The sequence below is a fragment of the Rhodococcus sp. ABRD24 genome, from assembly GCF_004328705.1.
Classification (GTDB): domain Bacteria; phylum Actinomycetota; class Actinomycetes; order Mycobacteriales; family Mycobacteriaceae; genus Prescottella.
Map to the genome: position 1 here is coordinate 5,038,510 of NZ_CP035319.1, position 17,207 is coordinate 5,055,716.

Genomic DNA, 17,207 nt, shown 5'->3' on the forward strand with positions numbered 1-17,207 from the left:
GATAGGTTGATCGCATGTCGAATTCCAGCACCACGTCCCGCTCCGTGCTCGTGACCGGAGGCAACCGCGGCATCGGCCTGGCCGTCGCGCAGCGGCTCCTGGCCGACGGTCACAAGGTGGCCGTCACGCACCGGGGCTCGGGCGTGCCGGAGGGGCTGTTCGGGGTGAAGTGCGATGTCACCGACGCAGAGTCGATCGACCGCGCGTTCTCCGAGGTCGAGCAGCATCAGGGTCCGGTGGAGGTGCTTGTCGCCAATGCGGGTATCACCGACGACACGCTGCTCATGCGCATGGAAGAGGAGCAGTTCTCGCGGGTCATCGACTCCAACCTGACCGGTGCTTTCCGGTGTGCCAAGCGCGCCAACCGGGCGATGCTGCGTGCGCGCTGGGGGCGGATGATCTTCCTGGGTTCGGTCGTCGGCCTGGCGGGCCAGGCAGGTCAGATCAACTATGCGGCGTCGAAGGCCGGTGTCATCGGCATGGCACGTTCGATCACCCGGGAACTGGGTTCGCGGTCGATCACCGCGAACGTGGTGGCGCCGGGTTTCATCGAGACCGATATGACCGCGGACCTGTCGGACGATCTCCGCGAGACCGCCAAGAAGTTCATCCCGCTGCAGCGTCTGGGCCGGCCCGAGGACGTCGCGGCGGTGGTCAGCTTTCTCGCCTCCGAGGACTCCGCGTATGTCTCGGGTGCCGTGATCCCCGTGGACGGCGGCATGGGCATGGGCCACTAGGTCCGTCCGAAACTCCACGCACCCACTGACTTTCATCTACAGGAGAACCATCATGGGCGGACTGCTCGCGGGTAAGACCATTCTCGTCACCGGCATCATCACCGATTCGTCGATCGCGTTCCACGTAGCGAAGGTGGCGCAGGAGCAGGGCGCGAAGGTGATCATCACGGGCTTCGATCGGCTGCGGTTGATCGACCGGATCGCTCAGCGTCTGCCGCAGCCGGTTCCGCCCGCCGTCGAGCTCAACGTGCAGGACGACGGGCATCTCGCGACGCTCGCCGATCGGGTGCGCGAGCTGGCGCCCGAGGGTATCGACGGCGTGGTGCACTCGATCGCATTCTCGCCGCGCTCGGGCCTGGGCGCCCCCTTCCTGGATGCCCCGTGGTCGGACATCTCGAACGCGATGGAGATCTCCGCGTATTCGTACGCCTCGCTCGCCAAGGCGCTGCTGCCGGTGCTCAACGACAACGCGTCCATTGTCGGCATGGACTTCGATCCGTCCCGTGCGATGCCGTTCTACAACTGGATGGGTGTGTCGAAGGCCACCCTCGAGGCGGTCAATCGGTACGTTGCCAAGGAGGTCGGCGTTCGCGGGATCCGCTCGAATCTCGTTGCGGCCGGCCCGGTCAAGACGCTCGCTGCCAAGGCGATCGCGGGCGACGCGACCGGCTCCGGCGCGGAACTCAACAAGCTGAACACCGCCTGGGACAGTGCGGCGCCGATCGGCTGGGACGTCGACGATCCGACCCCCGTCGCCAAGAGCGTGTGCACCGTGCTCTCGGACTGGCTACCGGGAACGACCGCGTCGATCATTTACGTCGATGGCGGCTTCCACGCCGTGGTGGGCTGACCCGTCCGCAGCAGTTCGCTTTCGACGCGGGACAATGAGGGCATGAACGGTCAGCAGGACAGAGAGTTCGACGCACTCCTGGTGCTCTCCTTCGGTGGGCCGGAGAAGCCTGATGACGTGCGCCCATTCCTCGAGAACGTCACGCGGGGCAGGGGAGTGCCGCCGGAGCGTCTCGATGCCGTCGCCGAGCATTACATGCACTTCGGTGGTGTCTCGCCGATCAATGCGCTCAACCGCGACATCATCGTCGGTATCGAGGCCGAACTACGTGGTGCCGGAATCGATCTTCCCGTCTACTTCGGCAACCGGAACTGGCATCCGATGGTCGAGGACACCGTGGCGAGGATGCACGACGACGGTGTTCGCAACGCGCTGGTGTTCCCGACCTCGGCGTGGGGCGGTTACTCCGGCTGCCGGCAGTACCACGAGGACATCTCGCGGGCCCGGGAAGCGGTCGGTGGAGACGCGCCGACACTGGCGAAGCTTCGCCAGTACTACGACCATCCGCTGATGGTTGCCGCATTCGCTGATGCGATCCGCGCTGCGCGAGAGCAACTTTCGGAGGGCGTCCGGGAGCGGGCACGGCTGGTCTTCACGGCCCATTCGGTGCCGGTCGCGTCGGATGCCGCGGCCGGTCCGCCTGCGGCGGGTGGCCATCTCTACAGTCGGCAGGTAGCCGAGGCGTCCCGGTTGTGTGCGGAGGCGGTGGGTGTCGACGACTTCGACCTGGTGTGGCAGTCGCGCTCGGGTCCACCGCAGGTGCCGTGGCTCGACCCCGATATCTGTGATCACCTCGACACGGTCGGCGCGGCGGGTGCGCCCGCCGCGATCGTGTGCCCTATCGGGTTCGTCTCCGACCACCTCGAGGTGGTGTGGGATCTCGATACCGAGGCGCGGGCCAAGGCTGCAGAGTTGGGAATCGAGTTCGCCCGCGTCGCAACTCCGGGCACCGATCCACGGTTTGCGCGCATGGTGCGGGAGCTGGTGCAGGAGCGTCTGGCCGGTGACGATCCCGCGCGTCTGGGCGTCGAGCCGCTGTTGGGTGCCACCGCCGACGGGCGTCCGTGTGCCGTCGATTGCTGTGCGCCCGTGCGTCGTCCGGCAGGGAACTGACGGGTGCAGGACGGCCTCTATCATCACTTCGAGTTCGCATTCATCGTCCCGCTGCTGACGGTCTCGCGTGAGACGGTGGTCGAGGACGAGTTCGGTGCGCGGGTGGTCGATCGGGGCGGGCTCGATTTGCTCACCGTTGCGTCCGAGGGCATGCGGTGCGCGACCACGGGGATGAGCCTGGTCGATCAGTTGGTGGCCCGTGGTGTGCGCCCGGTACGGACCCATCCGGATCTGGTGACGCGGCAGGACATCGCGGATCGGGCAGGTGTCACCCGCCAGGCGGTGGGGCAGTGGGTTCGTGGTGTGCGCCAGCGGGGTACGCCCTTTCCGGCGCCGTTCAACACCGTCTCCGGGGGAATCTGGCTGTGGGGCGACGTGTACGCCTGGCTCCGCCGTCACGACTACGGCGCCGACACGGGACTGCAGTACCCGACTCTCGACGACCACGTGCGGATCGATCGTCATATCGTGATGAACCATCGCGCGGGGTGATGGCCGTCCTGCATCAAGTCCGGTGGGTGAACTCCGCGCACGCGGACACTGCCGCCACCCGGGCCGAGCGCACCGCAGCCCACAGCGGGCGCAGCAGGTTCTCCCGTGCCGCGGCGGTCGCGGCCGACGGCGCCTGGGTCGGTGAATCATCCTCCGCCACAGAGAGAATAGCCGCCACCTGATCGGCCGAGTCGAGGATCCGTAGCGCGCGGGGTGGTGTCGATTTCGGATACGAGTGGTGGGCGCGATCGTCGAGCGCCTCTGCGATGCGCCGACGTGGATTGCCGTCGGAGGAACCCGTATGCACGGAGGAGATTCGCAGCAGGGCGTCGGCGGCGTCGCGGACGGCCTCCCGCATTGCGTACTCGGCCTCGCCGAGCCCGGTGTAATCGCCCGCGGTGGGAACAGTAGCGATCGGGAACACCGTCCATCTCAGCACGTCCGGGCCCTCGACGACGGGAACGATCCCGAGACCGGACCGGCCGGGTTCCCCGACGACGATTCCCTCCCCGGTCTCGAGTGCGGCGCGCGCAAAACCGGTACCGGCGGGCAGTCCGCGGACGTCCCCGGGTGCGGGCAGGACCAGGCGGAGCCCGGCCCCGACCGTCTCGGTTGCCTGACGCAGGATGCGGAGCAGGATCGGCCCACCGCCGTCCTGCACTCCAGGCCACTCCAGGTCCGTCAGGATCGCGGTGCGCTGGTCGGAGGCGCCGACGATGTGCATCGGCGCCCACTGGTGCAGGGCGTCGATCACGTCGTCCGGGGCACTGGCACCGGCGAGCCAGGAACTGGCCCACACGGTCAGTGTCGCGCTCGAGGAACTCACGGTTATCGAGCATAGGACGGCGTGGCGGGGTCGGCAGGACGGCCCGCTGGCATAGCGTGGTCGGCCGTGAGCTCGAGCAACATGTACGGCGGCGATATCTTCGCCGGCCACTCCCGCGCCCGGAAGCCGACGACTCCGCAGGTACCTGCCGAACGCGATCTGGTGGTCGAGGACGCTGCGAGCGGGTTCTGCGGCGCGGTGGTCGGCATCGAACGAACCTACGACGGCGACTTCGTGCGTCTCGAGGATTCGGCGCGACGCACCCGACTGTTCGCGATGCGGGAGGCCGCATTCCTCATCGACGGTCGTCCGGTGACCTTGGTGCGTCCGGTGCCGCAGCCGCAGAAGGTGGCGGCGCAGCGTTCGGCGTCCGGCTCGACGAGGGTGGAGGGGCTGCGGGCGCGGACCGCGCTGCCCAGCCGGATCTGGGTGGAGGGTGTGCACGACGCCGCGCTGGTCGAGCGGGTGTGGGGGCACGACCTGCGCGTGGAAGGTGTGGTCGTCGAACACCTCGAGGGTCTCGACAACCTCGCGGACCGCTTGGTCGAGTTCGATCCCGGACCGGGGCGGAAGGTGGGCGTGCTGGTCGACCACCTGGTCACCGGTTCGAAAGAGGAGCGGCTGACGCAGGGGCTCGGTCCACACGTCATGGTTACCGGTCACCCGTACATCGACGTGTGGGAAGCCGTGCGGCCCACAGCAGTCGGTATCGAGTTCTGGCCGAAAGTCCCACGGGGGCAGGACTGGAAGACCGGTATCTGCAATGCCCTCGGCTGGGGCACCCCGCAGGAAGGGTGGCGCCGGGTGTACGGCGCCGTGAGCAGCTTCCGAGATCTCGAGGCGCCGTTGATCGGTGCCGTCGAACGGCTTGTCGACTTCGTCACTGCTGACTGAGAGCGCGTTCACGACCAGGTCCCCGTGCCGGTAGCTCGCTTCGTCGACTCCGCTGCCGGGGTCCGGCTTCTGGTTAGATGGTGATGTGGCGGCTCTGATTTGGCTGGTGGCGGGCGTGTTACTGGCGACGGCCGAGGCGCTGGCCGGTGGGTTCTTCCTACTGATGCTGTCCGGCGCTGCGCTCGCGACTGCCGCCGTCACGGCGATTTCCGACTTTCCGGTGTGGATCGACGCCGTCGTGTTCGGGGTGGTTTCCCTCGCGCTGGTGGTCGGGCTCCGGCCGGCATTGCTGCGGCGGTTCGGGGTCCCACCCGAGGTGCCCACCAATACGGCGGCGCTGAGCGGCAAGCAGGCGTTGGTGCTCGAAGAGGTTGGTGCGAACGCCGGGCAGGTCAAGCTCGGCGGTGACGTGTGGACGGCCCGGCCGCTCGACGTCACCGAGGTTTATCCGCCGGGCACCACGGTGACAGTGATTGAGATCGACGGCGCGACTGCCGTCGTCTGGAGGGGACCCTAGAAACATGGCTGCACTCATAGTTTTGGCCGTCATCGTCGTGTTGGTGGTGATCCTGGTCGCGAAGTCGGTGGCTCTGGTCCCGCAGGCCGAGGCGGCAGTGATCGAGCGGCTCGGCCGCTACGTGAAGACCGTGTCTGGGCAGTTGACGTTCCTGATTCCGTTCGTCGACCGGATAAGGGCCAAGGTCGATCTGCGCGAGCGTGTTGTGTCGTTCGCGCCGCAGCCGGTCATCACGCAGGACAACCTGACCCTGTCCATTGACACGGTCGTGTACTTCCAGGTGACCAATCCGCAGGCGGCGGTGTACGAGATCAGCAACTACATCGCCGCCGTCGAGCAGCTCACCATCACCACGCTGCGCAACGTCGTGGGTGGTATGACGCTGGAGGAGACACTGACCTCGCGTGACTCGATCAACGGTCAGTTGCGCGGGGTGCTCGACGACGCGACCGGACGCTGGGGTCTACGGGTGGCCCGTGTCGAGCTCAAGAGCATCGACCCGCCGCCGTCGATCCAGGAGTCGATGGAGAAGCAGATGAAGGCCGACCGCGAGAAGCGGGCGACGATTCTCACTGCGGAAGGACATCGCGAGTCGTCCATCAAGACTGCCGAGGGTGCCAAGCAGAGCCAGATCCTGTCTGCGGAGGGCGCCAAGCAGGCGGCGATTCTCGCGGCAGAGGGTGAACGGCAGTCTCGCATCCTGCGCGCGCAGGGTGAGCGGGCCGCGAAGTACCTGCAGGCGCAGGGCGAGGCCAAGTCCATCGAGAAGGTGTTCGCGGCTATCAAGGCGGGCAAGCCGACTCCTGAGATGCTGGCGTACCAGTATCTGCAGACGCTGCCACAGATGGCGCAGGGCGATGCCAACAAGGTGTGGCTGGTGCCCAGCGACTTCGGTGACGCCCTCAAGGGCTTCGCGAAGACACTCGGCGCGCCCGGCGAGGACGGCGTCTTCCGGTACGAGCCCAGTGCCGAGGCCGAGGACCTGCCGCGTCCTGAGGACGACTCGGAGGAAGTGGCGGGCTGGTTCGAGACCAAGACCGACCCAGCTGTAGAACGCGCCGTGCGCGCGGCCGAGGCTGTGGCCCGGACCCCGGTCGAGTCCCTCGTCCCCGAGCATCTCCTCGGCGGCGCGGACGAGCCAGGCGAGCTGCCTCCGGCCAAGGAGTAGGTCTGGGCAGTCGGGTACGTAGTTGTGGGCGTCGGTCAGGTCAGCAGCGCCCGGCCGATGCCCGCAGCCGCGACGGCCCACAGCACGCTCGTGAAGGTGCCGATGATGAACTGCTCGGATGCATGCGGTTCGCGCAGCTCCGGATAGCGCGCGAGCCCCTTCACCGCGAGCACGATCGCGATGCCCTCGGGCCAGCCGGCGAGGATCGACACGGCGACGGCGGTTCGCTCCAGCAGGCCGATCACCCGGCCTCCGCGGAGTGGGCCGTCGTCGGGTTCGGGGCCGGCATCGGGCTGACGGCGTGCGAAACGGAACGCCGCAAACACCATTGGTGCTCCGCCCGTCGCCGCGGCCGCCACGCTCAGGACATATGCGGCGGCGAGGGCGAACCCTTGGGCGGGTGGGGCGGCGGTCGCGGCCAGCGCGGAACCTGCCAGTGCGACGGCGGCCACGACCGGTGTGACCCGTGTGGCGACACTCGTGCGGCGCGCACGCCCCGCCGCGACTCCGACGAGTGCCGCGACCGCGATCAGTGCCAGACTCAGTACGGTCATCGATCGGCCCTCCGGAGCAGTCTTTCGGTGAGTCGTCTCCCGGCCATCTCGGCTTGCCAGCCAGCCGCGGCCAGCCGTTGCGAGACGGCCTGCTTGCTGATTCCCAACTCGGACGCGGCCTCGGCTTGGGTGAGTCCTCGCGCCATGAGCGCCACCGCGGCATGTCCTTGGGCCGAGCGGCGCGACACCAGCATCGCGACCAGCATCAGGGCCGCGTCGGCGTCCAGTGACGCATCGTTGTCGGCCGCCTCGACGGCGACCGCCACGGGCATCTTCTTCGCGCGTTCGACCGCAGTTCGAGCGGCCTCGAACGCCGGCCCGCGCCCGGCGCGTGTTTGTTCGGGGAGCGGTTCCTCGACTGCTCCGACGCCGATCCCGACGCTCCAGTGTCCGCGTCTAACCAGATCGAGAGCAAGGTCGACGACCATCGCCGGATCGCGATCCACGGCCTGTACCTCGTCGCCGGCGGTCCGTTCGAACGGTCGGAGCAGCGGCCGGTCCCCGAGGTCCGAGAGCAGGTCGCCCACTCGGTCCACGTCGCGGCGGCTGTGCCGCTGATCCACGGTCAGGACGTACATGAGTGAAGGCTAGAGCCTGGACTCTCAATGATCAAGGCTAAAAGCTTGATTTGAGTGAATCTACCTTTCAGGCTTGGTGGGGGCGACCGCTGGAGTGCCCGAGACCGGAGTTCGGGCATCCAGGAGAAGACCCAGGACGCCGACGGCGATGCAGATCGCCGAGACCGTCAACAGTGCCGGATCGGCCTGGCCGGTGAGGGCGTCACCGAGGAGGACCACACCCACGGTGCCGGGCAGGATGCCGGCGACCGTGGCCAGTGTGTACGGGACGACCCGAATCGAGGAGACGCCGCAGCAGTAGTTGATCACCGAGAACGGAATCGGCGCGATCAACCGCAGTGAACCGACGGCCAGCCAGCCGCGGCGGGCCAGCCTCGTATCCACCGCCCGTACCGCCGGGTGCGTCAGATGCGCCGCAACCGCCTCCCGTCCGAGAGCGCGGACCAGCAGCAGCGCCAGTACTGCGCTGATCGTCGTGGCGGCGACCGTCACCACCAGGCCGGTCGCCGCACCGAACAGAACTCCGGCGCTGATCGTGAACAGCGTCCGAGGTACCGGCGCCACCGTCACCACGACGTGTACGAGGAAGAACACCAGTGGGAACGCCGGCCCGACCGCATCGGCCCAGGTACGAACCTGTTCGATTGACGGGAGCGGCATGAGTGCGGCAGCCACGAAGAGTGCCACCAGGAGTGCGAGGGACGCGATCAACCTGGGATCCCTCAGCCGCGCAACCACAGTCGACCACAGTACCCGTGCGTGGCAATCGCCGAGGGGCCATCGGCGCACCGTCGTCCAGCACGTTCACAACGCTCATGAACCGAGGCTGGCGACAGTGGGGTGGTCCTCACGTGAGCAGCCGGACCGCTGCGGATAACATCACAGATCAGAGGACGACGATCGTCCTATTTTGTCCGACTGATCTGCCCGATTGGAAGACCGTTCTTCGATGAGCGATCGCACACGAGAGTGAGAGGGAGCCGCCCCGTGTCACCAGCTTCAGAGGCCGAGGACGCCGTGCGTCGAGGCGTCACGGACGCCGTGCGTCGAGGCGTCACGGACGCCGCGCACGCCTACTCGGAGTGGCAGCAGGCCGTGGCCGGCGTGCTCGCCAAATCGCGACGAGTGGACGCCTCCGAGCTGGGCCCGGAGCCGCAGAAGCTGCTCGAGACCACGACCTACGACGGTGTCACCATCTCGCCGCTGTACACAGGTCGGGACGAGCGCCCCGAACCGCCGCTGCCGGGAGTGTTCCCGTTCGTGCGCGGCGCCGATGCGAACCGCGACGTCAACTCCGGCTGGCTCGTCAATGCCCAGTTCGGTCAGGGCGCCGTCGACGCGTCCGCAGTCAATCGGACGATCCTGGATTCGCTCGAGAACGGTGTGAGCGCGCTCCAGCTGTCCGTGGGCGGCGAGAACCTGCCCACCGCCTCGCTGGCCGTCGCGTTGGAGGGCGTGCTGCTGGACCTCGCGCCGCTCACGCTCGACGCCGGCGCTGACGCGGAGACTGCCTCCGAGCAGATCCTCGCACTGCTGGACACACGTGCCGCCGCCGGTGACGGCGTCGCCGATCGCGCGCAGGTGCGTGTCGGTCTGGGAGTTGCGCCCCTCACCAGCGCATTCTCCGGTGCGGCTGATGTGGAGCTGGCGCAGGCCGTCGCGCTCGCCGAGACCGCGGCCGGACGCGAGGAGTCGATCCGCGCGATCACCGTCGACGGCACCGCGTTCCACAACGCCGGTGCCAGTGACGCCGAGGAACTGGGTGCGGCCGTTGCGGCCGGTGTCGAGTACCTGCGCGCGCTCACCAACGCGGGGCTGAGCATCTCGGTGGCCCTGGGCCAACTCGAGTTCCGATTGGCCGCCACCGATGACCAGTTCCAGACCATCGCCAAGTTCCGTGCCGGCCGTCAGGTGTGGGCCCGCGTCGCTCAGGTGTGCGGTGCTTCCGAGTTCGGTGGCGCCGTACAGCACGCGGTGACGTCCGCGGCAATGATGGCGCAGCGCGACCCGTGGGTGAACATGCTCCGGACCACGCTCGCGGCGTTCGGCGCCGGCGTCGGCGGTGCCGACTCGGTGACGGTGCTGCCGTTCGACGTCGCGCTCCCCGCGGGCGCCGCCGGAGTCTCGAAGTCGTTCTCGGCTCGTATCGCGCGCAACACTCAGCTGCTGCTGCTCGAGGAGTCACACCTGGGCCGCGTGCTCGATCCCGGTGCCGGCTCCTGGTACGTCGAGGACCTCACCGAGGAGATCGCAGCCAAGGCCTGGGAGTTCTTCCAGCAGATCGAGGCGGTCGGTGGCTACTCGGCGGCACTCGGCTCCGGTGTGATCGGCGATCGTATCGCAGCCACCAAGGCTGCCCGCGATTCCGACATCGCACACCGCAGGACCACGGTCACCGGCGTCAACGAGTTCCCGAATCTCGCTGAAGCTCCGCTGCCGACCGAGGCGATCGAGTCGGGCGCCACGGTGGCTCGCTACGCCGCCGCGTTCGAGGCTTTGCGCGACCGTTCCGATGCGTTCCTTGCAGCGAACGGTGCACGCCCCCAGGTGTTCCTGGCGCCGCTCGGCCCGGTGGCCGAACACAACGGCCGGTCCACTTTCGCGGCCAACCTGCTCGCCTCCGGCGGTATCGAGGCGCTGAACCCGGGTCCGCTGGACGCCGGCAACGGCAGCATCGCGGCGGCTGTCAAGGAGTCCGGAGCTCGCATCGCGGTGCTGTGCGGCACCGACAAGCGTTATGCGGAGCAGGGCGCCGCCGCCGTGGCAGCCCTGCGGGAAGCCGGCATCGAGCAGGTGCTGCTCGCCGGTCCCGAGAAGATCTTCGCCGGAGTCGAGGGCGCCGAGCGTCCCGACGGATTCCTCACCGCTCGCATCGACGCAGTCGCGGCACTGACCGCGCTGCTCGACGCAATCGACGGTGACAACGAGTGACTGGGAGCATCGAAGTGACAACGAACGAGGTGCAGCACGTCATCGGCAGTTTCGCTGATGTCGCGCTGACGGACCCACAGTTCCCGGAGTCGGCTGCCCCCACCTCCGAGCAGACCGATGCGCTCATCGAGAACCTCGCGACGGCGAACAACTACACCCCCGAGCAGGTGGTGTGGTCGACGCCCGAGGGCATCGATGTGCGTCCGGTGTACACCAAGGCCGACCGCGACGCGGTCGAGGCCGAGGGATACCCGCTCGGCAGCTACCCGGGTGCCGCGCCGTTCCTGCGTGGTCCGTACCCGACGATGTACGTCAACCAGCCGTGGACCATCCGCCAGTACGCCGGGTTCTCCACTGCCGCAGAGTCGAACGCTTTCTACCGCCGCAACCTCGCGTCCGGTCAGAAGGGCCTGTCGGTCGCGTTCGACCTCGCCACCCACCGCGGCTACGACTCCGACCATCCACGCGTGGCCGGTGACGTCGGCATGGCCGGTGTCGCGATCGACTCGATCCTCGACATGCGTCAGCTGTTCGACGGCATCGACCTGTCACAGGTGTCGGTGTCGATGACCATGAACGGAGCCGTGCTGCCGATCCTGGCGCTGTACGTCGTTGCGGCAGAGGAGCAGGGCGTCACCCCCGAGCAGCTCGCCGGAACCATTCAGAATGACATTCTGAAGGAGTTCATGGTCCGCAACACCTACATCTATCCGCCCAAGCCGTCCATGCGGATCATCTCGGACATCTTCGCGTACACGAGCGCGAAGATGCCGAAGTTCAACTCGATCTCCATCTCCGGTTACCACATCCAGGAGGCCGGCGCGACGGCAGATCTGGAGCTGGCGTACACGCTCGCCGACGGCGTCGAGTACATCCGTGCGGGCCTCGATGCAGGCATGGAGATCGACAAGTTCGCGCCGCGTCTGTCGTTCTTCTGGGCTATCGGAATGAACTTCTTCATGGAGGTCGCCAAGCTGCGTGCCGGGCGTCTGCTGTGGGCCGAGCTGGTCGCCAAGTTCGATCCGAAGAGCGCCAAGTCGCTGTCGCTGCGTACCCATTCGCAGACGTCGGGCTGGTCGCTCACCGCGCAGGACGTGTTCAACAACGTCGGCCGCACGTGCATCGAGGCGATGGCCGCAACACAGGGGCACACCCAGTCGCTGCACACCAACGCGCTCGACGAGGCGATCGCGCTGCCGACCGACTTCTCGGCCCGCATCGCGCGTAACACCCAGCTACTGATCCAGCAGGAGTCGAACACGGTCCGTCCGATCGACCCGTGGGGTGGTTCTCACTACGTCGAGTGGCTGACCAACGAGCTCGCGAATCGGGCTCGCGCCCACATCGCCGAGGTCGAGGAGGCCGGCGGCATGGCGCAGGCCATCGGTGAGGGCATTCCGAAGCTCCGGATCGAGGAGGCTGCGGCTCGCACCCAGGCCCGGATCGACTCCGGCCGTCAGCCGCTGATCGGCGTCAACAAGTACGTGCCGGACGAGCCGGACAGCATCGAGGTGCTCAAGGTCGACAACACCAAGGTGCGCGCCGAGCAGCTCGCGAAGCTCGAGAAGCTGCGCGCCGAGCGCGACGAGGCCGCGACGCAGGCCGCGCTCGCCGAGCTCACCCGGGCCGCGGCGTCGACCGAGGGCGGCATGGAGAACAACCTGCTGGCCCTCGCGATCAATGCGGCTCGTGCCATGGCGACGGGTGGGGAGATTTCCGACGCTCTGGAGAAGGTGTACGGACGCCACCAGGCCGAGATCCGGACCATCAGTGGGGTCTACCGGGACGAGGCCGGAAAGGTCAGCAACATCACCAAGGCAACCGAGCTCGTCGAGAAGTTTGCGGAGGACGAGGGACGTCGTCCCCGCATCCTCGTCGCGAAGATGGGTCAGGACGGACACGACCGTGGACAGAAGGTGATCGCCACCGCCTTCGCCGACCTCGGATTCGACGTCGATGTGGGCCCGCTGTTCCAGACCCCCGAAGAGGTCGCCAACCAGGCGGCCGACAACGACGTCCACGTGGTCGGCGTGTCGTCGTTGGCTGCGGGTCACCTCACTCTGGTGCCCGCACTTCGGGAGGCATTGGCTGCGGCCGGTCGCCCGGACATCATGATCGTCGTCGGTGGAGTCATCCCGCCGGGTGACTTCGACGAGTTGTATGCGGCCGGCGCCGCGGCGATCTTCCCGCCCGGCACCGTGATTGCGGACGCGGCTTCCGGGTTGCTCGAGAAGCTGGCCACCCAGCTGGGTCACGACCTGTAGCAATGGGTAGACCTCCTGTCGACATCGATGCTCTGGCCCAGGCGGTACGCGAGAACAAGCGTGCCGGCCTGGCCCAGGCCATCACTCTGGTCGAGTCCACGCGCACTGATCATCGGGAGCAGGCGCAGCAGTTGCTGCTGAAGCTGCTCCCCGAGGCCGGGGGAGCGCTGCGGGTCGGCATCACCGGTGTCCCCGGAGTCGGCAAGTCGACGTTCATCGATTCGCTCGGCATGTACCTGATCGGCAAGGGACATCGGGTCGCCGTGCTCGCGGTGGACCCGTCGTCCACCCGGACGGGCGGTTCGATCCTCGGCGACAAGACGCGCATGGCGCGGCTGTCGGTGGAGAGGAACGCGTACATCCGGCCGTCGCCGACGTCGGGGACGCTCGGGGGCGTGGCCAAGGCCACCCGCGAGACGATCGTGCTGCTCGAGGCGGCCGGATTCGACGTGATCCTGGTCGAGACGGTCGGCGTCGGGCAGTCCGAGGTGACGGTCGCGAACATGGTCGACTGCTTCACGTTCCTGACGTTGGCGCGCACCGGAGATCAGTTGCAGGGCATCAAGAAGGGTGTTCTGGAGCTCGCCGACCTTGTCGCGGTCAACAAGGCTGATGGTAAGCACGAGCGTGAGGCGAAGGGCGCAGCGCGCGAACTTGCCGGTGCGCTGCGGCTGATCTATCCGCACGACGCAATCTGGAAGCCGCCGGTGCTCACGATGAGTGGGCTCGAGGGCATCGGACTGGACGAGTTCTGGGACACGGTGCTCAAGCATCGGGACACGCTCACCGCGGCAGGCCAGTTCGAGGAGAAGCGTCGTCAGCAGCAGGTCGACTGGACGTGGACGATGGTGCACGACCAATTGCTGCGTCGGCTCGACGCCAACCCGCGGGTCAAGGAGATCCGGGGTGACGTCGAGAGGCAGGTGCGTGACGGTTCGCTGACCGCGGCCTTGGCTGCGCACCGGATCCTCGACGCTTTCGACGGCTCCTAGCACAACGGGACACAGGGCATAACGGGGCACAGGGCACAACGCGATACAGGGTCCCGTACCACTTCGGTTGGTGCGGGACCCTGTTCGCGTAGTTACAGGTCGGTAGGCCCGTGGGCGGCACCGAGTTCGGTTATGGCCGGTATGGCGAGGTGGATGTGTTGGTCCTGGTCACGCACGAACCCGACCGTCCGTGCGGCTGGTCGAGAGGCTTGCAATCTAGATGAACTGCAGCGCATGTGCTTTCGCGAGAGCCTCGTCTCGGCTGTGTGCGTCGAGCTTCTTGTACAGCGAACGTAATTGAGACTTGACGGTGTTGGTGGATACGTGGAGTCTGTCGGCCATTCCGGTGGAACTCATACCGAGGGCCAGCAGTGAGAGAACCCGACGTTCACGTCCGGTCAGAGCGACGATGTGCACGGACTTCGGAAATGATTGAGAACCAGCGGATTTCACAAATTCTGCGAGTGCGCTCGACGTGGTGATCGCGGTCGATTCCAGCTTTTCGATGTCCGGCGTCGCGATGGTCGTGAAAGGGCGTAGCAGCCCGGTCTGGTCGGCGATGCTGCAGGCCATGGACCATGCCTCGGCCGCGCGCTGCTGGTCGCCCAGTTCGAGGTGCGCAACCGCTTGAATGAGTAGGCATTCGGTATGAGCCCGAGGATACGATTCACCGGACCAGTCGAACTGGTGGCACAGGGCGATTGCCGCTTCATTGTGGCCGATCCGCTGTCGAATGCGGGCGACCGACACCAGAGTCCACGGATTGTTTTCCGGATCGGCGATGCTGTCGGCCAGTGCAACTGCTTGGGTTCCTTCCCCGAGCGCGAGGAGTAGATCGATCTCGGTGGCACGCATCAATGGTTGCGCAAAGGAGGTGGGATTGCATTGCGCGCGGCGGGCGGCCACTGTCCGGCGGAGCAGCGACAACGCCGAGAACGCGTCACCGTGGGCGAGCGCGAATTGGCTGTGCGCGTAGATGGCGAACGCCCATAGTTCCTCCGCCCACAAGTCTTGGCTCTCGGTGGGATGCCCCAGTTCAGTCAGTGCCTGCCGCGCATCGGCGTAGTCGAGCGTATCGAGGGACGCCAACGTCCTCGCTGTCAACCCAGCAGTCTTGATGAGAGGCTCCAAACGGTCGTTCGAATCCCGGTGCTTTTGTTCGAATTCGGACCAGTAGCGTGCCTGATGCGGCTCGCCGGCCATGGCCCAGTTCATCGCGACGATGCCCGCAGAATTGCGGGCGACAAAGTCGAGACCCTGCGCCACACCGCCCCAGTAGGCCATTCGAGCCATGGTCGTGGATTCGGCGAATCGTCCGGTCAGTTGATAAGTTACCGCCCATTGCGCGCGCATGATGGGAAGTTGAGCGCTGATCTCATCCGGATTGGATTCCAGCGCGCTCTGGCTCACATGAATCAGACGCCCGGTGACCTCCGCTGCGTGCTGATACTCCCCGACATGGATGAACTCGAGAGCCTGAACACAACCTACCGTCAGGGCGGCTTTGGCATCCGCGCTTCTTCCGAGGGTCGAGAGTTCGGTCTGCGACGTAGGCACGCTCGCCAGACCTGAGTGTTGAGCCTGGTGCTTCATGAAAAGATTGCGCCCGGCCTGGGCGGTTGCTTTCTTGTCCGCAGCCTCGGGCGGTATCTGATGGAATGCGGAGCGAACTGTCTCCAGATTATCAGCGATCATCGAGACCCAGTGCTGTTCGATGATGTCGACGGAGAGGGGCCAGTCTTTCGCTTCGACCGCGTAGTCGAGCGCCGATGCGTGGTTTCCGGCGTCGAGTTGTCTGTGCGCGAGAAAGGAAAGGCGCTGAGCTTGATCAATTCCCGCACCGTTTTGCAGGGAGAGAATTGATTGCCGAATCGCCGGAGGCAACGACCAGGTCGCCTCGATTTCGGTGTCGATGTGGCACAGTACGCCGGCCGATTCGAGAGTCAGGAGCCGATCGTGAATCTGTCGAGTGGTTTCATGGGAATCGAACATCTGCATGGCGATGCCGACGGTGAGCGAGCGTGCCGCCGCTGTTGATACCAAGAAGTCGTATTGTTCGACCCGTCGGGCATCAGCCACAGTGAACTCTTGGGTGTAGTGCTCGAGCACCTGCCGTAGACGGTGTTCCAGCAACTGTTCACGACCCGAATCCCTCGGAAGATTCTTGAGGGCCGCCACAGAGCGATGAACCAGGACGGGTAGCCCACCGACGAGGGCCTGAACGAGTTCGGCTTCTCCAGGATGAACCTCGGCACCCGATCGGTCGAGAAAACTCGTCGTGTCTTCGAGTGTGAAGAGAAGGTCGTTCGTGCTGATCGATTCTTGATCGATATCGAGCAGGTGTGGGTCGGGAAACATGCTGCGTCCTGTCACAGTGACGACGACACTGACGTTCCGGCAAATCGTGGCGATGTCGATGATTTCGTCGTCCAGCGTGCCGGCGACTCGGTCAGGTCTGATCAGAACGATCACTACGGGGCGCGCAGTATTGCAGAGGACAGTAACTATCGCAGCGAACGGATCTGGATCCGCGGTGTCGGAGCTGTTTACCAGCGCAATCCCGGCATCGTAGAGCTGCGCGAGTACGCCAGCCCAGTACTCGCGCGCGGTCACCGACCGATCTGAGGCGGAAATCCAGACAGAGATGAGCTCGGAGACATGAGTGGTGCGCAGCCACGACGCGATCAAGGCGGATTTTCCGTAGCCGGTCGGTGCGCGAATGATCGTCAATGCGGCGTGGCGGTCGAGCTTCGCGAATTGCGCTCGGTGAGAAGCGGACTCGGCAATCGAGCCCCTGCCGGACATGGTGGCCCAGTTGTGAAGGTCCTTGCCGAGCATCAGTGTGGACTCACCCCTTCTCGCCTCCCGCTACATTCGAGCGGTTCGCAACTACCCTATACAGGGGTTCGTTGCCAGGCGGTGGTGTCGAGCACTTTCACGGTGCCATTGTCCTGGACTCTCTGCCGAATTCAGTTCGGTGATGTGGACGAGTTCGTGTTCGCGACGAGCTGCTCTGGTTCGACACCAGTGGTTTGCGCGACTTTGAGATTGTATTCCACTGCGGCGGTGAGTGTTCCGGATTGGGCTCTCACGACGGTAGCGCACAGTGTGTCCAGGAGGGTGCCCGTCGTGACAGTGACGCTCGGAGCTGTTCGGGACTGAAGAATCACGATTCGCCACAATTGGTCCGAGGACCTGCCGAGGATCAGTGATGCTGCCTCGGACCTTCGGGAGGCGGTGGCCACCCACCCCCGGACGGGATGGGTGGCCACCGGTCTCATCGGTGGTGCA

Annotated in this window: 15 protein-coding genes; 10 read left to right on the top strand and 5 right to left on the bottom strand. The window is 66.2% G+C overall.

The genetic code is table 11. The features are described 5' to 3' along the window. Window positions 1-14: 14 nt before the first annotated feature. The 4 genes from fabG1 to ERC79_RS22620 are packed head-to-tail and all read left to right on the top strand — an operon-like array spanning window position 15 to window position 3,192. The gene (fabG1, locus tag ERC79_RS22605) at window positions 15-737 is read left to right on the top strand and encodes a 3-oxoacyl-ACP reductase FabG1 (protein WP_131580563.1); all 723 of its coding nucleotides are present in this window, start codon (window positions 15-17) and stop codon (window positions 735-737) included. Window positions 738-789: 52 nt separating this feature from the next. After that, the gene (gene inhA / locus ERC79_RS22610; protein ID WP_131580564.1) at window positions 790-1,587 is read left to right on the top strand and encodes an NADH-dependent enoyl-ACP reductase InhA; all 798 of its coding nucleotides are present in this window, start codon (window positions 790-792) and stop codon (window positions 1,585-1,587) included. A gap of 42 nt (window positions 1,588-1,629) precedes the next feature. Beyond that, the gene (locus tag ERC79_RS22615) at window positions 1,630-2,700 is read left to right on the top strand and encodes a ferrochelatase (RefSeq protein WP_131580565.1); all 1,071 of its coding nucleotides are present in this window, start codon (window positions 1,630-1,632) and stop codon (window positions 2,698-2,700) included. A gap of 3 nt (window positions 2,701-2,703) precedes the next feature. Beyond that, complete coding sequence (locus ERC79_RS22620) at window positions 2,704-3,192, top strand: hypothetical protein (protein ID WP_131580566.1); 489 nt, start codon at window positions 2,704-2,706, stop codon at window positions 3,190-3,192. 13 nt (window positions 3,193-3,205) lie between these two features. On the opposite strand, the gene ERC79_RS22625 is transcribed toward ERC79_RS22620, so the two are convergent. Then, window positions 3,206-4,018, bottom strand: coding sequence for a hypothetical protein (locus ERC79_RS22625; protein WP_131580567.1), 813 nt, complete (start codon window positions 4,016-4,018; stop codon window positions 3,206-3,208). 66 nt (window positions 4,019-4,084) lie between these two features. Here ERC79_RS22625 and ERC79_RS22630 point away from each other — a divergent pair, with 66 nt between their 5' ends. The 3 genes from ERC79_RS22630 to ERC79_RS22640 all read left to right on the top strand — a co-directional run bounded on the left by ERC79_RS22630 (window position 4,085) and on the right by ERC79_RS22640 (window position 6,597). Then, window positions 4,085-4,912 (top strand): DUF3097 domain-containing protein, encoded by an 828-nt coding sequence (locus tag ERC79_RS22630; protein ID WP_207390392.1) that lies wholly within the window; start codon window positions 4,085-4,087, stop codon window positions 4,910-4,912. A gap of 85 nt (window positions 4,913-4,997) precedes the next feature. Beyond that, window positions 4,998-5,429 carry an NfeD family protein gene (locus ERC79_RS22635; RefSeq protein WP_131580568.1) on the top strand — a complete coding sequence of 144 codons (432 nt, stop codon included), beginning with the start codon at window positions 4,998-5,000 and terminating at the stop codon, window positions 5,427-5,429. A gap of 4 nt (window positions 5,430-5,433) precedes the next feature. Beyond that, window positions 5,434-6,597, top strand: coding sequence for an SPFH domain-containing protein (locus ERC79_RS22640; RefSeq protein WP_131580569.1), 1,164 nt, complete (start codon window positions 5,434-5,436; stop codon window positions 6,595-6,597). A gap of 35 nt (window positions 6,598-6,632) precedes the next feature. Here the strand turns inward: ERC79_RS22640 and ERC79_RS22645 are convergent, their stop codons facing one another. The 3 genes from ERC79_RS22645 to ERC79_RS22655 are packed head-to-tail and all read right to left on the bottom strand — an operon-like array spanning window position 6,633 to window position 8,467. Beyond that, window positions 6,633-7,151: a hypothetical protein gene (locus tag ERC79_RS22645; protein ID WP_131580570.1), complete on the bottom strand. Its 519-nt coding sequence runs from the start codon at window positions 7,149-7,151 to the stop codon at window positions 6,633-6,635. After that, window positions 7,148-7,729: a helix-turn-helix transcriptional regulator gene (locus ERC79_RS22650; protein ID WP_131580571.1), complete on the bottom strand. Its 582-nt coding sequence runs from the start codon at window positions 7,727-7,729 to the stop codon at window positions 7,148-7,150. The genes ERC79_RS22645 and ERC79_RS22650 overlap by 4 nt, the downstream gene beginning before the upstream one ends. Before the next feature lie 60 nt (window positions 7,730-7,789). Beyond that, complete coding sequence (locus ERC79_RS22655) at window positions 7,790-8,467, bottom strand: VTT domain-containing protein (protein ID WP_207390393.1); 678 nt, start codon at window positions 8,465-8,467, stop codon at window positions 7,790-7,792. Window positions 8,468-8,770: 303 nt separating this feature from the next. On the opposite strand from ERC79_RS22655, the gene mutA reads away from it, so the two are divergent. The 3 genes from mutA to meaB are packed head-to-tail and all read left to right on the top strand — an operon-like array spanning window position 8,771 to window position 13,916. Beyond that, window positions 8,771-10,660: a methylmalonyl-CoA mutase small subunit gene (gene mutA, locus ERC79_RS22660; protein WP_131581501.1), complete on the top strand. Its 1,890-nt coding sequence runs from the start codon at window positions 8,771-8,773 to the stop codon at window positions 10,658-10,660. A gap of 14 nt (window positions 10,661-10,674) precedes the next feature. Further along, window positions 10,675-12,924 (top strand): methylmalonyl-CoA mutase, encoded by a 2,250-nt coding sequence (gene scpA / locus ERC79_RS22665; RefSeq protein WP_131580573.1) that lies wholly within the window; start codon window positions 10,675-10,677, stop codon window positions 12,922-12,924. Window positions 12,925-12,926: 2 nt separating this feature from the next. Next, a complete protein-coding gene (meaB, locus tag ERC79_RS22670; RefSeq protein WP_131580574.1) occupies window positions 12,927-13,916 on the top strand; it encodes a methylmalonyl Co-A mutase-associated GTPase MeaB in 990 nt (329 codons plus the stop codon). Between the two features lie 216 nt (window positions 13,917-14,132). On the opposite strand, the gene ERC79_RS22675 is transcribed toward meaB, so the two are convergent. Further along, the gene (locus ERC79_RS22675) at window positions 14,133-16,754 is read right to left on the bottom strand and encodes a LuxR family transcriptional regulator (protein WP_131580575.1); all 2,622 of its coding nucleotides are present in this window, start codon (window positions 16,752-16,754) and stop codon (window positions 14,133-14,135) included. Between the last annotated feature and the right edge of the window lie 453 nt (window positions 16,755-17,207).

What these genes read in the sequence shown, in the direction of transcription:
- fabG1 (WP_131580563.1), top strand. Translation starts at nt 15, where the DNA reads ATGTCGAATTCCAGCACCACGTCCCGCTCCGTGCTCGTGACCGGAGGC.
- inhA (WP_131580564.1), top strand. Translation starts at nt 790, where the DNA reads ATGGGCGGACTGCTCGCGGGTAAGACCATTCTCGTCACCGGCATCATC.
- ERC79_RS22615 (WP_131580565.1), top strand. Translation starts at nt 1,630, where the DNA reads ATGAACGGTCAGCAGGACAGAGAGTTCGACGCACTCCTGGTGCTCTCC.
- ERC79_RS22640 (WP_131580569.1), top strand. Translation starts at nt 5,434, where the DNA reads ATGGCTGCACTCATAGTTTTGGCCGTCATCGTCGTGTTGGTGGTGATC.
- ERC79_RS22645 (WP_131580570.1), bottom strand. Translation starts at nt 7,151, where the DNA reads ATGACCGTACTGAGTCTGGCACTGATCGCGGTCGCGGCACTCGTCGGA.
- ERC79_RS22650 (WP_131580571.1), bottom strand. Translation starts at nt 7,729, where the DNA reads ATGTACGTCCTGACCGTGGATCAGCGGCACAGCCGCCGCGACGTGGAC.
- meaB (WP_131580574.1), top strand. Translation starts at nt 12,927, where the DNA reads ATGGGTAGACCTCCTGTCGACATCGATGCTCTGGCCCAGGCGGTACGC.
- ERC79_RS22675 (WP_131580575.1), bottom strand. Translation starts at nt 16,754, where the DNA reads ATGCTCGGCAAGGACCTTCACAACTGGGCCACCATGTCCGGCAGGGGC.